The organism is Microbacterium sp. 4R-513, assembly GCF_011046485.1.
Lineage (GTDB): Bacteria > Actinomycetota > Actinomycetes > Actinomycetales > Microbacteriaceae > Microbacterium.
In genome coordinates, this window is sequence record NZ_CP049256.1 from 1,023,504 (window position 1) to 1,038,407 (window position 14,904).

13 protein-coding genes are annotated in these 14,904 nt (G+C 70.5%); 5 read left to right on the plus strand and 8 right to left on the minus strand.

The genetic code is table 11. The annotated features are described in order from the left end of the window. A complete protein-coding gene (locus tag G5T42_RS04370) occupies positions 1-1,245 on the minus strand; it encodes an FAD-dependent monooxygenase (RefSeq protein WP_165125970.1) in 1,245 nt (414 codons plus the stop codon). Positions 1,246-1,344: 99 nt separating this feature from the next. On the opposite strand from G5T42_RS04370, the gene G5T42_RS04375 reads away from it, so the two are divergent. Beyond that, a complete protein-coding gene (locus G5T42_RS04375; protein WP_165125973.1) occupies positions 1,345-1,935 on the plus strand; it encodes a TetR/AcrR family transcriptional regulator in 591 nt (196 codons plus the stop codon). A 53-nt stretch (positions 1,936-1,988) separates the two neighbouring features. Here the strand turns inward: G5T42_RS04375 and pip are convergent, their stop codons facing one another. Further along, positions 1,989-2,966, minus strand: coding sequence for a prolyl aminopeptidase (gene pip, locus G5T42_RS04380; RefSeq protein WP_165125976.1), 978 nt, complete (start codon positions 2,964-2,966; stop codon positions 1,989-1,991). Then, a complete protein-coding gene (locus G5T42_RS04385; RefSeq protein WP_165125979.1) occupies positions 2,963-3,835 on the minus strand; it encodes a neutral zinc metallopeptidase in 873 nt (290 codons plus the stop codon). Before G5T42_RS04385 ends, pip begins: the two co-directional genes overlap by 4 nt. 82 nt (positions 3,836-3,917) lie before the next feature. Between G5T42_RS04385 and G5T42_RS04390 the strand changes: the two genes are divergently transcribed. Genes G5T42_RS04390 through G5T42_RS04400 form a run of 3 tightly spaced genes read left to right on the plus strand, consistent with a single transcriptional unit; the run spans position 3,918 to position 7,216 of the window. Beyond that, positions 3,918-4,922 carry a malate dehydrogenase gene (locus G5T42_RS04390; RefSeq protein WP_165125982.1) on the plus strand — a complete coding sequence of 335 codons (1,005 nt, stop codon included), beginning with the start codon at positions 3,918-3,920 and terminating at the stop codon, positions 4,920-4,922. Positions 4,923-4,925: 3 nt separating this feature from the next. Next, positions 4,926-6,695: a sodium:proton antiporter gene (locus tag G5T42_RS04395; protein WP_165125985.1), complete on the plus strand. Its 1,770-nt coding sequence runs from the start codon at positions 4,926-4,928 to the stop codon at positions 6,693-6,695. A 59-nt stretch (positions 6,696-6,754) separates the two neighbouring features. Further along, a complete protein-coding gene (locus tag G5T42_RS04400; RefSeq protein ID WP_165125988.1) occupies positions 6,755-7,216 on the plus strand; it encodes a recombinase family protein in 462 nt (153 codons plus the stop codon). A 131-nt stretch (positions 7,217-7,347) separates the two neighbouring features. Here G5T42_RS04400 and G5T42_RS04405 read toward each other — a convergent pair whose 3' ends face one another. From G5T42_RS04405 to G5T42_RS04425, 5 genes are all read right to left on the minus strand, one after another. Beyond that, positions 7,348-9,711: an excinuclease ABC subunit UvrA gene (locus G5T42_RS04405; protein WP_165125992.1), complete on the minus strand. Its 2,364-nt coding sequence runs from the start codon at positions 9,709-9,711 to the stop codon at positions 7,348-7,350. Positions 9,712-9,773: 62 nt separating this feature from the next. Then, positions 9,774-10,436 (minus strand): class F sortase, encoded by a 663-nt coding sequence (locus G5T42_RS04410; protein ID WP_165125995.1) that lies wholly within the window; start codon positions 10,434-10,436, stop codon positions 9,774-9,776. Beyond that, positions 10,433-11,155 (minus strand): hypothetical protein, encoded by a 723-nt coding sequence (locus tag G5T42_RS04415; RefSeq protein ID WP_165125998.1) that lies wholly within the window; start codon positions 11,153-11,155, stop codon positions 10,433-10,435. The genes G5T42_RS04410 and G5T42_RS04415 overlap by 4 nt, the downstream gene beginning before the upstream one ends. A 201-nt stretch (positions 11,156-11,356) precedes the next feature. Beyond that, positions 11,357-11,932: a DNA-3-methyladenine glycosylase I gene (locus G5T42_RS04420; RefSeq protein WP_165126001.1), complete on the minus strand. Its 576-nt coding sequence runs from the start codon at positions 11,930-11,932 to the stop codon at positions 11,357-11,359. A gap of 152 nt (positions 11,933-12,084) precedes the next feature. Next, positions 12,085-14,187, minus strand: coding sequence for an acyl-CoA dehydrogenase (locus G5T42_RS04425; protein ID WP_165126004.1), 2,103 nt, complete (start codon positions 14,185-14,187; stop codon positions 12,085-12,087). Positions 14,188-14,385: 198 nt separating this feature from the next. On the opposite strand from G5T42_RS04425, the gene G5T42_RS04430 reads away from it, so the two are divergent. Further along, complete coding sequence (locus tag G5T42_RS04430) at positions 14,386-14,904, plus strand: GNAT family N-acetyltransferase (RefSeq protein WP_165126007.1); 519 nt, start codon at positions 14,386-14,388, stop codon at positions 14,902-14,904.

Below are 14,904 nucleotides of genomic sequence, written 5' to 3' on the forward strand. Positions count from 1 at the left end.
TCAGCCGACCGGTTCGGTCTGCGCCTCCGGCAGCGGGAGCGGTGCGCTCCCCGCCGCGAACATCCGGCGCACGAGCGGGCGCAGCGGGCGCGACAGCATGATGCCGGTCACCGACCGGAGCAGGAGAGCCTCGACGCGGCTGCCCGGCACCATCCGCGCGATGCCTCCGCCCGGAATCTGCTTGCCCTGCTCGGAGAAGGGTGCGATCTGGCGGGAGTAGCGCTCCAGGGCACGGTCGACGTCGTCCGGCTGTGCCGTCAGGCACGCTGCGAGCAGGTACGCCCCGATGAGCGCGACGGCCGTCCCCTGCCCCGTGAGCGGCGACCCGCACGAAGCGGCATCGCCGATGAGCACGACCCGTCCGTTGACGACTTCGGGCATGTCGATCCGCACGAGCTCGTCGAAGTACAGATCGGATGCCCCGCCCACCGCGTCGACGATGGTCGGGGCGTGCCATCCCGCCCCCGCCAGGCGCTCCCGGATCAGCGCCTCCTGGGCGCGCCGGTCGCCCCGCAGCGCGGGGTCGGAGTCCATGCGGAACGTCAGGATCGCCTTCGACGTCGACGGATCGCGGTCGGGACGGATGCCGAAGGTCGCACCCGGAGTGAATCGCATGGCGAACCAGTCGGGCTCGATGTCTTCGGGCGTGCGAAGGGTGAAGAAGGCCATGTACCCGCCGAGCGGCGTCGCATACCGCTCCTCCGGCCCGAATGCGAGGCGCCGCGTCGCCGAATGGACGCCGTCAGCGCCGACCACGAGGTCGAAGCTCGCCGGCGCCCCGTGCTCGAACGCCACCTCGGCGCCGCCGGGAGCCTGCACGATCCGGGTGATGCGGTCGCCGAACCGCAGGTCGAGAATCCCGGGCTGCTCGCCGCTCACGGCGAGGAGCTCGTCGAGCAGCACGCGGGCGAGGTCTCCGCGCGCGATCTCGATCTCGGCGACGGCGCCCTCGCCGTCGAAGTCGGCCATCGACATCCGGCCGAAAATCCGGCCCTTGCCGTCGACGTACGCCAGTCCCTCCTCGTGGACGCGGTGCAGCTCGATGCCGGGCATGAGCCCCATGCGCTCGGCGACCTCGCGGCTCGCACCTCGCAGATCGACGGCCTGTCCGCCGGGTCGCGAAGACTCCGCGCGCTCCACGACGGTCGTGCGGATGCCGGAACGGACGAGCTGCAGGGCAAGCGCGAGTCCCGCGATCCCGGCGCCCGAGATCAAGACGTGTGGTGCGCGGTCGATCGTGGTCATCGTCATCTCCTGTCAGACGTTTGTGTAAGACATATGTCTAACAGGGCCTGAGACGTTTGTCTAGGACGTATGTCTGAGACGGCGAGATAAGATGCGGTCATGGGCAATCGCGAAGATCTTCTCGCCGGCGCACGCCAGGTGATCCTCGAGCGCGGAGTGGCCAAAGCGACCGCGCGCGAGATCGCGACTGCCGCAGGCGTGAGCCTCGCCGCGATCGGCTACCACTTCGGATCCAAGGACGAGCTCATCACTGCGGCGCTCATGGAATCGCTGGGCACCGACATCGGCGATGCGATGGAGGCCATCGTGCGCGACACGGCATCCCTCCCCCTCCGCGACGGGTTCGCCGCCCTGTGGAACTGCATGCCCGAGGTGTTCGCGGCGAATCGCGAAGCGCTGCTCGCGAGCATGGAGAACACCGTCCGGATGCTGCGCGCGCCGGAGGCCAGTCCGGCCATGGCGGATGCCGCGGACCAGGGCTACCTCGGGATCGCCGAGGAGCTCCGCGCTGCCCGTCCCGAGCTGACCGAGGACGAGATCGCGGCCGTCGCGAAGCTGGACTTCGTGCTCGTGCAGAGTCTCGGAATGCTCTGGCTCATGAACCCCGACGCGCTGCCGAGTGGCGACGAGCTGGCGCGCGCCGTGGCGATCATCGCGGGCAACAGCTCCTCATCGGATCCCGGCCGCTGAGGGTCCGGGCACGGCCGAGACGGTGACGCCCCGAACCGACGGAGTCGCCCGGCTCAGGCGGCGAAGCGGTCGGTCGCGGCGCGCAGCGCCCGCGCGATACCAGGCTCCGACGCCGCGTGACCGGCATCAGGAACCATCACGAACTGGGCCTCCGGCCAGGCGCGGTGCAGGTCCCACGCCGTCATGGGCGGCGTGCACACGTCGTAGCGGCCCTGCACGATGACCGCCGGGATGTCGCGAATGGCGTCTACCCCCGCGATGAGCTGGCCCTCTTCGAACCAGCCGCCGTGCAGGAAGTAGTGGTTCTCGATGCGGGCGAAGGCGACGGCCTTCGCGGGGTCGGTCATCGTCGAGACGAGGTCCGGGTCGGGGAGGAGCGTCAACGTAGCGGCCTCCCAGCGCGTCCAGGCGAGGCCTGCCGGCTGATGCACCGCGGGATCGGGGTCGGCGAGCCGGCGCGCGTACGCCTCGATCATCCGCGACCGCTCCAGCACGGGGATCGGCGCGATGAAGTCCTCCCAGAGGTCGGGGAAGACGACCGAGGCCCCGCCCTCGTAGAACCACTCGAGCTCCATGCGGCGGAGCGTGAAGATCCCCCGCAGGACGATCTCGGTCACCGACGACGGGTGGGCCTGTGCGTAGGCGAGGGCCAGCGCGCTCCCCCACGAGCCGCCGAAGACCTGCCACCGGTCGATGCCGAGGTTGCGGCGGAGCAGCTCGATGTCGGCGACAAGGTGCCACGTCGTGTTGAAGCGGAGGTCGGCCCGGGGGTCGCTCGCATGGGGCGTGCTGCGGCCGCAGCCGCGCTGATCGAGCAGCACGATGCGGTATCTCTCCGGATCGAAGAAGCGCCGGTGCCAGGGCGAGGTGCCGCCCCCCGGACCGCCGTGGAGGAAGACGACGGGCTTGCCCTCGGGGTTGCCGCTCTGCTCCCAGTAGACGCGCTGCCCGTCGCCCACGATCAACTGCCCCCGCTCGTACGGCTTGATGCGGGGGTAGAGGATGTCGTCGAGCTGCGGGGGTGGGCTCATAGCTGGCTTCCCGACACGGAGAACGTGTCGCAGGCCTGGTAGCCGTTCTGGAAGCCGGTCTCGAACCAGCGTTCGCGCTGCTCGCTCGACCCGTGCGTCCACGACTCGGGGTTCACCGGAGCGCCGGACTCCTTCTGGATGTGATCGTCGCCCACGGCCTGTGCAGCGTTGATGGCATCGCGCACCTGGTCGGGCGTCGGCTTCTGAAGGAAGGGCGTGCCGTTCTCGTCGACCTGATCGCCGGCATGCGCGATCCACGCGCCCGCGAGGCAGTCGGCCTGCAGCTCGGTCCGCACGCCGTTGCTGTCGGGTCCCGTGCCGTTGTCGGGATGCTGCTCCATGATCCCGCCGATGTTCTGGACGTGGTGCCCGTACTCGTGCGCGAGAACGTAGAGCTGGGCGAGGGGTCCGGCCGTCGCGTCGAACTGCTCGCGGAGGATGGCGAAGAACGTGGGGTCGACGTACACCGTCTCTTCGGGCGGGCAGTAGAACGGCCCCGTGGCGTTCGATGCCGTGCCGCAGGCCGTCGAGGTCTGCTGGTCGACGATGATGAGCTGCGGCTGGCGGTAGCCCTGGATGTTCTCCGACCAGTACTGATCGAGATTGAGGGATGCCGCGGCCAGCCTGCAGTCGTCGCGCGCGTTCGCGTCGGCGCCGGTCTGGCAGTTGGCGACCTCGCTCTCCTGCCCGCTGCCGCCGCCTCCGGTCAGGGGTCCGACGATCCCCGAGACGTCGGTGCCGGTGAAGAGGCTGAAGAGGAGAACGGCGAGCGCACCGAGACCGGCGACGCCGCCGCCGGCAACGGCCACGCCCGCGCCGCGGCGCCTCGCCGTATTGCCTCCGACCCGGGCGTTGTCGTTGAACGTCATGGCCTCACGGTACCCCGACCCGTCGCGGAGCACGCGAAATCCCGCCCCCCTTGCGCTCGGACCCGGGAATAGGCTCAGGGTCATGGCGACCTCTTCCACGACCGTGACGATCACGGGTGCTGGCGGTCAGATCGGCTACGCGCTGCTGTTCCGGATCGCCGCAGGCGACATGCTCGGCCCCGATCGACCCGTGCGCCTGCGACTCCTCGAGATCCCGCAGGGCATGCGCGCCGCCGAGGGTGCGGCGCTCGAGCTGCAGGACTGCGCCTTCCCTCTTCTTCACGACGTCGAGGTCACCGACAACGCCCGCACGGCCTTCGAGGGCTGCAGCATCGGGATGCTCGTGGGCGCACGCCCTCGCGGGCCCGGCATGGAGCGGGCCGACCTGCTCGCCGCCAACGCCGGCATCTTCGGGCCTCAGGGCGAGGCGATCGGCGCGGGCGCGGCATCCGATGTACGGATCGTCGTCGTGGGCAACCCCGCCAACACCAATGCGCTTCTCGCCGCCACGGCGGCGGGCGACGTGCCGGCCGATCGCTTCACGGCGCTCACGCGGCTCGACCACAACCGCGCCGTCGGCCAGCTGACCGAGGCGCTCGACGTCCGCCCCGACGAGATCGACGGCGTCGCGATCTGGGGCAACCACTCGGCCACCCAGTTCCCCGACGTGTCGCACGCGACAGTCCGGGGTGTGCCCGTCGTCGACGCGCTCACGGAGCGGCTCGGCGACAAGGAACGGGCGATGGCGTGGCTCGACGACAGCTTCATCCCGCGGGTCGCCAAGCGCGGGGCCGAGATCATCGACGTCCGCGGCTCATCGTCGGTCGCCTCGGCCGCGAACGCGGCGATCGAGCACGTCCGCGACGAACAGGCCGGCACCGCCTGGACGTCGGCCGCGGTCGTCTCGCAGGGCGAGTACGGCGTGCCCGAGGGTCTCGTCTGCTCCTTCCCCGTCAGCTCCGACGGCTCGGGCTACCGGGTCGTCGAGGGCCTCGACCTCGACGATCGGTCGCGCGCGCGGTTCGAGGCATCCGTGTCCGAGCTCGTCGCGGAGCGCGACGCCGTCCGCGAGCTGGGCATCCTCTAGGCGATGGAAGCCCTCGTCCTGGCGATCGTCGCGGTCCTCGCCATCGCGGTGACGACCGCCGTGGCTCCCCGGGTGAAGGTCGCCGGTCCCCTCCTGCTCGTCGCGATCGGGATCGGCGTGAGCCTCCTGCCGTTCGTGCCGGGCGTCGACATCAACCCCGACATCATCCTCGTGGGGATCCTGCCGCCGCTCCTCTACTCCGCCGCCGTCCAGCTGCCCGCGATCGAGTTCCGGCGGGACTTCGGCGCCGTCGCCGGCCTCTCGGTGCTCCTCGTGCTCGTGAGCTCGATCGCGCTCGCCCTCTTCTTCAACGCCGTGGTCCCGGGCCTCGGCCTCTTCCTCGCGCTCGCGCTCGGCGCGATCCTGAGCCCCACGGATGCCGTCGCGACGGCCATCGTGCGCAGGCTCGGCATCTCGCGGCGCGTCGTGACGCTGCTCGAGGGCGAGAGCCTCCTCAACGACGCGACATCGCTCGTGATCCTGCGCGTCGCCGTCGCGATCGCCGTCACCGGAAGCGTCCCCGAGGGCGGCATCCTCGGGGCTTTCGTCTGGGGCGTCGTCATCGCGGTCGTGATCGGCGCGATCGTCGGCTGGATCAACCTGCGCGTGCGCCACCTCATCCACAACTCGGCGGCCAACACGGCGATCGGGATCGTCGTGCCCTTCATCGCCTACCTCCCGACCGAGCAGCTCGAGGGCTCAGGTCTTGTGGCGGCGGTCGTCGCGGGAATCGTGACGGGACAGGGCTCGGCACGCTGGTTCACGCCCGAGCAGCGCATGTCGGACGCCCTCAATTGGCGCACGATCGAGCTCGTGCTCGAGGGCGGCGTGTTCCTGATCATGGGTCTCGAGCTCAAGGAGCTGCTCGAGCAGAACCTCGCCGACGACCAGGGCATCGGGCACGCGGCGTGGCTCGCTCTCTCGGCCTTCGCGATCATCATGGTCGTGCGCGCCGGCTACGTGTCGCTTCTCGTCTGGCTGCAGAGTCGCCGCGCCCGGCGCAAGCTGGCGAACCGGGATCGAGTGGAGGCCTTCAACGATCGCCTCGACGCGCTCGCCGCTCATCCGGAAGACCCGCCCGTCCCGGAGGGTCGGCCGGGCGAGGCCGCGCGCGGATGGTGGCTGCGCGCCGCCCCGGAGCAGCGCGACCGACGGGTCGCGGCCGGACGGGCTCGCGTCGGACGCCTGCTGGCCGACCTCGACTACTACCAGGCGTCGCCGCTGGGGTGGAAGCACGGCACGGTCATCGTGTGGGCCGGCATGCGAGGAGTGGTGACCCTCGCCGCGGCGCAGACCCTCCCGCGCGAGACGGCGGACCGCCCGCTCCTCGTGTTCGTGGCCTTCCTCGTCGCGGTCGGGAGCCTCATGTTCCAGGGGCTCACGCTTCCGTGGGTTGTGCGGATGCTGCGCATCGACGACTCGGCGGCCGACACCGTCAGCCGGGCCGAGCAGGTGCGCCTCGACGACGAGCTGCGGCAGGCGGCGGCGTCCGCTCTCTCCGATCCCGAGCTGGCGAAGCGCGACGGCTCGGAGTTCCCCGCCGAGCTCGTCGATCGGGTCGGCTCGCGGCTCATCGAGCCTCCCGACGACGACGAGTCCGCCGCGATGCAGGAGGTGCTCGAGCTGCGGCTCGCGATGATCGAGGTCATGCGCCGGAGGCTCACCGAGCTGTCGTCGGGCGGTCTCTACAGCACGGCGGTGCTGCGGCACGCGCTGGCCGAGCTCGACGCCGACCAGCTGAGCCTCGAGCTGCGCCTCGACGACGTGGACTGATCAGCTTCTGCGTACCTGAAGGACGCCGCCGCAGGGCACAATGGAGGCGGAGGTGCGCCATGACGGAGCTTTTCGAGACGACGGATGCCTCAGCCCCGCGCGCCGAGACGGCGCCGCTGCACATCCACCACGCGGCGGAGTGCCCCGAGTGCTTCACCGAGCTGCAGCGCGATCGCGACTGGTGGCTCGCCCGGCCCGCCGGCTCCCGGCTCGTCGGCCTGGTCGTCGCCCGCGACGACATGCCCTCGGTGGTCGAGCAGCGCGACGAGCTGACGCGCTTCGGCGTGCCGATCGAGGGCTTCCGCCACCCCGCGCCCGAGACGCTCGAGTCGTGGGAGGAGCGGCTCGTCCGGCTCTTCGGCCGGCTGACCCGCGGCGATGTGCTCGTCGTGACCGACGTCCACGCGCTCGGCCGCGACACCGACGAAGAGACCCGCACGATCGCCGAGCTCGCCCGCCGCGGCGTCGTCGTGAAGGTGCTGCGCCACGGCGCCCCCCACCTCTACGACGCCCTCCCCTGACCCCAGCCGGCCCGGTCGCAGCGCCCGCCCGGCCGGTCGCAGCGCCCGCCCGGCCCGGTCGCAGCGCCCGCCCGGCCCACGCCCCCGGTCCCTGAGCTTGTCGAAGGGTCGAACGCAACCCCGCGAAACCCTCAGCCGGCGACGTAGGCCTTGAGGTGGGTCGCCGTCAGCGTCTCGCCCCGCGCGACCAGCTCGGCCGGCGTGCCCTCGAAGACGATCCTCCCGCCGTCGTGCCCCGCCCCCGGACCCAGATCGATGATCCAGTCGGCATGGGCCATGACGGCCTGGTGGTGCTCGATCACGATGACGCTGTTGCCCGCATCGACCAGGCGGTCGAGCATCGCGAGCATGTTGTCGACGTCGGCGAGGTGCAGGCCCGTCGTCGGCTCGTCGAGAACGTAGATCGCACCCTTCTTCGCCATCGAGATCGCGAGCTTGAGGCGCTGGCGCTCTCCGCCTGACAGGGTGTTGAGCGCCTGTCCGAGGGTGATGTACCCGAGACCGACGTCGATCATCCGCAACAGGATCGTGTGCGCGGGGCCCTTGCCGAAGAACTCGGCCGCCTCAGCCGCCGACATCGCGAGCACCTCGGCGATGTTCTTGCCGTCGAGGCGATATTCGAGCACCTCGTCGCTGAACCCCGATCCCTCGCACAGCTCGCACAGCGTCTCGACCGTCTGGGTGAAGCCGAGGTTCGTGATGATGACGCCGAGTCCTCGGCACGCGGGACAGGCGCCCTCGGAGTTCGCGCTGAAGAGCGCCGGCTTGACGCCGTTCGCCTTCGCGAAGGCGGACCGCACGGTGTCGAGGATCCCCGTGTAGGTAGCCGGGCTCGACCGGCGGTTGCCCTTGATCGGCGACTGGTCGACCACGACGACGTCGTCGAACTTGGGCACGTTGCCGTGGATGAGCGACGACTTGCCCGACCCTGCGACGCCGGTGACGACGGTCAGGATGCCGAGCGGGATGTCGACGTCCACGTTCTGCAGGTTGTGCTGCTTTGCACCGCGGATCTCGAGCGACCCCTTGGCCGAGCGCGTGGAATCCTTCAGGCGGGCGCGATCGTCGAGGTGCCGTCCGGTGATCGTTCCCGACGAGCGGAGGCCCGCGACATCCCCCTCGTACTGGACCTCGCCACCGGCGCGACCCGCACCCGGCCCGAGGTCGACGATGTGGTCGGCGATCTCGATGACCTCGGGCTTGTGCTCCACGACCAGCACCGTGTTCCCCTTGTCGCGCAGCTGCTGCAGTAGCCGGTTCATCCGCTCGATGTCGTGCGGGTGAAGACCCGCGGTCGGCTCGTCGAAGACGTAGCTGATGTCGGTGAGGGCCGACCCCAGGTGCCGGATCATCTTGGTGCGCTGGGATTCGCCGCCCGACAGGGTGCCGGAGGCGCGGTCGAGCGACAGGTAGCCGAGACCGATGTCGATGAACGAGGCGATGGTCTCGCGCAGGCCCGCCATGAGGGGTGCGACCGCGGGATCGTCGACCGTGTCGAGCCACGCCGCGAGATCGGTGATCTGCATGGCCGCGGCATCCGCGATGCTGATCCCCCGGATCTTCGACGACCGCGCGCCTTCGTTGAGTCGCGTGCCCCCGCAATCGGGGCACGCGGTGAACTTGACGGCGCGGTCGACGAAGGTGCGGACGTGGGCCTGCAAGGAGTCGCGGTCCTTCTGCAGCATCGACTTCGTGAGCTTGGGCACGAGCCCCTCGTAGGTCATGTTGATCCCCTGGATCTTCACCTTCGTCGGCTCCTTGTAGAGGAAGTCGGCGAGCTCCTGCTCGGTGAAGTCCTTGATCTTCTTGTCGGGATCGATGAACCCCGACTCGGCGAACTGCCGCACCATCCAGCCGTCGACGCTGTACCCGGGGATCGTGAGCGCGCCCTCGGCGATGGACTTCTCGCTGTCGTACAGCTCGTCGAGGTCGATGTCGCTCACCTCGCCGAGGCCCTCGCATCGCGGGCACATGCCGCCCGTGATCTCGAACGAGCGGCGCTCCTTGACCTTCTTTCCGCCCTTCTCGAACGTGACGGCGCCGGCGCCGGACACGGACGGGATGTTGAACGAGAACGCCTGCGGCGAGCCGACATGGGGCTGCCCGATGCGGCTGAAGAGCAGGCGGAGCATCGCGTGCGCGTCGGTCGCGGTGCCGACCGTCGAGCGGGCGTTGGCGCCCATGCGCTCTTGGTCGACGATGATCGCTGGGCTCACGTTCTCGAGCGCGTCCACCTCGGGGCGGTTGAGCTGTCCCATGAACTGCTGCACGAACGTCGGGTAGGTCTCGTTGATGAGCCGCTGCGACTCGTTCGCGATCGTCGCGAAGACGAGCGAGGACTTGCCCGAGCCGCTCACGCCGGTGAAGACCGTGAGCCGCCTCTTCGGGATCTCGACGCTGACGTTCTTGAGGTTGTTCTCACGGGCCCCCACGACCCGGATCACCTCGTGCGAGTCGGCGATGTGCGTCGCCTGCGGCTGCTGCCCCTGTGCCATGTGCCCTCCTCGGCCGGCTGAACCTCCGCCAGTCTGCCGCACGCCGAGGACAGGGCGTGTCCTCAGTCCGCCGCGCGCGCAGCGACGAGGTGCAGGAAGACGACCGTGTTGTCGGGCGCATGGGCATTCGGGTCCCACCCGTCCGGCCGCGAGCACGTCACGAGCGCGAGTCGCCCCGGGACGACGGCGGCCACTGCCGGGTCGTCGCTGAAGTCGCCCTTCGCCAGGGTGAGCGTGTCGACCACCTTGTAGACGAGCTCGCCGGCCGCGGTCGTGACCGTCGCCTCATCACCGCGCTGCACGTCCTTCAGGCCGTTGAAGACGGCGGGCTCGACCCACGAGTGACCGAAGATGTACACGGTGTTCCGGGCGTCCGACCCGGGCATCGGGTCGGGCACGCCGGAGTACCACGAGATGGTGTCGAGCGTCGCGGGATCGATGCCGCCGGCGGCCGCGGCATCCGCTGCCGTGTACTCCTCGATGTCGCCGTCGATGCCTGCGGCCGGGAACGACAGGTGCATCGGCGCGGCCACGGGCACATCCTCGATCACGCCGTTCGCCGCAGCCGGGGTGGCGCTCGCGGGCGCCGCCGGCGTTGCGATCGGGGTGTGGACGATCCAGGATGCCTCGTCCCGCCCGGGTGTCGCACACCCGGGCAGGACGAGGCAGAGCGCGATCGCCGCGACGAGGCCCGCCGTGCGGGCGCGCGCCGCGATGGGACTCATCGGCGCCGGAACGCTCCTGCGACCGTCCGGCCCACCGCGGCAGCCGCGATGACACCGGCCGTCACGAGCAGCCCGAACAGCGGTGAGGGGCCCGGCCGCTCCGCGTGGAGCGCGCCGTCGGTCTTGGCCGCGGGGAGGCTGTTCCGCCCCGTGGGCGTGGTCACCGCCGCAGCCGACGTCGAAGGTGTCGACGCGGCCGGCGTCGTCGGCGTCGTGCCGTCCGTCGGCGTGGGGGTCGTCCCCGGGTCGCCGCGGTCGGTGGGAGCGGGGGAGACGGTGTCGCACCCGATCACGGTGATCCGTGCGTCGGGATACCTCACGATGCCCGACGTCCAGTCCGGCGCCGTCCCGCTCTCGGTGCCGAACCCGAACGCGACGGCCGACGCGTTGCCCAGGTCGGCGCACGTGTAGTCCGCGAGCGTCTTGCTGTACACGTACTCCTCGCCGGGCGCGAAGTGCCGCGCGCCGAACGGATAAGGGGTGCCGTCGACGTCGACTACGACGGCCCTTCCCCAGGCTTCCACCTCCGACAGGTTCTTGGTCCACACCTGGACCGTGACCGATCCCGGCGTGACGCTGAAGTCCAGCGTCACGTGCCCCTGGCCGACGATGGGCTCGTCGGCGGCGTACGCCGCCGATCCTGCTCCTAGAGCCGTGACGAGCCCGACGACGACCGCAGCCGACGCAAGGCCCGTCGCACGCGCATGGTTGTGTTTCACGAGTTGCCCCCTCATTGAACTCGGGTGAATGGAACGCGGCGAGGGGCTCTCCGGAACAACCCCAGGCGGTCCGAAAGGCAGCCCCGCCCGATAGCTGTGATGCTCGCTGCGCCGAAGCTATCAGTCGCGATGCACCGTTCTGTTACGAACGGGTGACCGTTGAGGTTCGCGATCCGGGTGCCGCGACCGCGCACCGCTTCGTCACTCGGCGCGCCAGCACCCCTCGACGTGATCGTCGACCATGCCCGCCGACTGCATGAGCGCGTACATCGTCGTCGAACCGACGAACCGGAAGCCGCGCTTGCGCAGGGCCTTGGATGCAGCATCCGACTCGGCCGTCGTCGCGGGCACGTCGGCGAAGCTCTGCGGTCGCGGCCGCCCGCCTGAGGCAGCGAACGACCACAGCAGCTCATCGAGCTCGCCGTCGCGCATCTCGGTCACGAGCCGGGCGTTCGCGATCGTGGCGAGGATCTTCGCGCGATTGCGGATGATGCCCGCGTCGGCCATGAGCCGCTCCACGTCGGCGTCGTCGAACTGCGCGACGACCTCGGGATCGAAGCCGGCGAAGACTTCGCGGAACCGTGGTCGCTTGCGCAGGATCGTGATCCACGAGAGCCCGGCTTGGAAGCCCTCGAGGCTCAGCTTCTCGAAGAGCGCGCGGTCGCCGTGCAGCGGCCTGCCCCACTCCTCGTCGTGGTACCGGCGGTACTCGGGATCGTCGCCGACCCACGCACACCGCACGACGCCGTCGGGGCCGGTGCGCAGCGCGGGGTTCACGCGCTCAGCCTAGAGCGGGCGCGCGACATCCCGACGCCCGCACTTCGGGGCGGATTCGACCGACGACACGCCGAGGCCCGCGGCGAGTCGCGGACGAAGAACGCCCCGAACCGGCGCTCGGCCGGCTCGGGGCGCTCCCGAGAGCGACGACCCTACTTCTTCAGCGACTTCTCGGAGACGGGCGCGGTGCCGGATGCCGCGAGCCCGGCATAGTACGCGGCCGCCTCCTTCTGCCGCTCGAGCTCGGCGCCCGACGCGATGGGCGCGCGGACGTGCTCGGGCGCGAACCCGAACGCATCGACGAGGTCCTGCGCGTGCGGCCGGAGCCGCGTGCACAGCCGGTCGAAGTACAGCGAGACGGCGCCCGCGCGCTGCGCGGAGAGCCGGCCGTGGATGAGGTACCACGCGAGGTGCTTCTCGATGAGGCTCAGGCCGAAGAGGTCCCGAAGCCACGTGAGCACCTGCTTGGTGCCGGGGTCCGAGACGGCGTTCACGGCATCCGTGAAGGCCTCCCACTGCAGCAGCTCGGCGTGCGCGCGCGCCGCCTCGATGAGCTCGGTCTGGTTCGCGTTGAAGAGCGCCGCCGCCTCCTCGCGCGGGAGCTTGGATGCCGAGCGCAGCCGACCGGCGATGTCGGCGATCATCTGCTGGACGCGGCCCGAGAGCAGCTCGTTCTGCTGGTCGGCGCGGAGGCCGAGCTCGACCGAGCGCGCGGTCGAGCCGAAGTCCGCCACCGACTGGCCGAGCTGACGCAGACCCGCGCCGTGGAACACCTTGCCCGCCGTGTGGCCTACCGCGATGCGGGCGAGGGCCGCGGCATCCTTCCCCTTGAACTGCTTGGCGTAGTCCGACAGGAGCCGCTTGCCCACGAGCTGCAGCAGCACGTTGTTGTCGCCCTCGAACGTGACGTAGACGTCGAGGTCCTGATGCAGCCCGACGAGGCGGTTCTCGGCGAGGAAGCCCGAGCCGCCGCACGCCTCGCGGCACTCCTGGATGGTGTCGAGCGCGTTCCAGGTCGACAGCGGCTTGAGGGCCGCCGCGAGCGTCTCGAGGTCTTCGCGCTCCTCCGACGTGTCGTGCTCACCGCTGAAGACCCCGTCGAACTTCTTGAGCAGCTCGTCGTGCGCGAAGAACTGCGCGTACGTCTGCGCGACGCGCGGGAGCAGGCGGCGCTGGTGCTTGCCGTAGTCGAGCAGCACGACCTCGGGCGTGCCGGAGCCCGAGTCGAACTGGCGGCGCTGGTTGGCGTACGTGACGGCGATGTACTCGGCGAGCGCGGTGCCCGTCGTGGCCGCGCCGTCGAGCGAGACGCGTCCCTGCACGAGCGCGCCGAGCATCGTGAAGAAGCGGCGGCCGGGCGTGGGGATGTCGGAGCTGTAGGTGCCGTCGGGAGCGACGTCGCCGTAGCGGTTCAGCAGGTTGGTCCGCGGGACGCGCACGTGGTCGAAGTGCAGGCGGCCGTTGTCGATGCCGTTCAGGCCGCCCTTGACGCCGTCGTCCTCCCCGCCGATGCCCGGCAGGAACTCGCCCTCGTCGTCGCGCAGCGGCACGAAGAAGCAGTGCACGCCGTAGTTGACGCCGCCCGTGATGAGCTGCGCGAAGACCGTCGCCGCCTTGCCGTGCAGCGCGGCGTTGCCGAGGTAGTCCTTCCAGGCGCCGCGGAACGGCGTGTGGATGACGAACTCCTCGGTCTCGGGGTCGTACGTCGCCGTCGTGCCGATCGCGGCGACGTCGGAGCCGTGACCCGTCTCGGTCATCGCGAACGCGCCGGGGATGTCGAGGTTCATCACGCCCGCGAGCCACTTGTCGTGGTGCTCCTTCGTGCCGAGCTGGTAGATCGCCGAGCCGAAGAGTCCCCACTGCACGCCCGACTTGATCTGCAGGCTCGGGTCCGCGAGCACGAGCTCTTGGAAGCCCGCGAGGTTGGCGCCGTTGTCGTTCTTGCCCCCGTACTCCTCGGGGAACGCGCGGCGCGAGCCCCCGGCATCCACCAGCGCGTGCAGCTGCGCGAGCACCCGCTCGCGGTGCTCGGGCATGGGCTGCCCCTCGACGCGCCAGAAGGCCGGGTCCTTGATCATCTCGCGCGCTTCGCGGCGCGTGTCGGCCCAGGTTCCGAGGAGCATGTCGGTGACGTGCGCGACGTCGATCCGGGGCTCGGATGCCTCGGCGGCAGAGTGCGGCGCGGTCGGTGCGCCCCCGGCGGGGGTGCGCTTGTTCGTGGCGGGCTTCTTGGGACGGACGGCGGCGTCGGCCATGTTTCACCTCTCGATGGACGAACGGGAAAGTCACCTCCGACCGTAGGACTCCCACAACACCCACCCAACTCGCTTGAGGAAACCTCACAAAACGGTCGCGGGACGTGTTCCCTCCGCGTTGTGCGGTCCCGACAGCCGCCGGTTCGCAACGGCGGCCGGGGAGTGACGGGCGACGGATGCCGCGCCTAGACTCGCCGCGTGACAGCCGAGGTCGAGGCATCCCGAACCGTGACGCTCGTGCCGTGGACCGATGCCGACCTCGCGGTGCTCGAACGCGCGAACACCCCGGCCATGACGCTCTTCCTCGGCGGCCCGGAATCCGCCGACGAGCTCGCCCAGCGGCACGCCGAGTACCTGGCGTTCGCGGAATCCGGGGAGGGCGGGATGTTCCGCGTCGAGGTCGGGGGCGACGCAGTCGGCTACGCCGGGTGGTGGACCGAGGAGCATGAGGGTGCGCCGGTGTGCGAGATCGGCTGCGCCGTCGAGCCGGCGTGGCAGGGGCGAGGGGTCGCGACCGAAGCGCTCGGGCGCGTAGTGGATCTGGCGCTCGCGGCAATGGGGCGTCCGGTCGTCGGCTACTCCGACATCGGCAACGCGGCCTCGAGCGCCCTGTGCCGTCGTGTCGGTTTCGAGCTCCGAGGACGCGGCGTGTTCCCCTCCGACGACGGCGATATCGAAGTCGACGTCTGGATCATCGAGCCGGGCGGTCGCGGATGA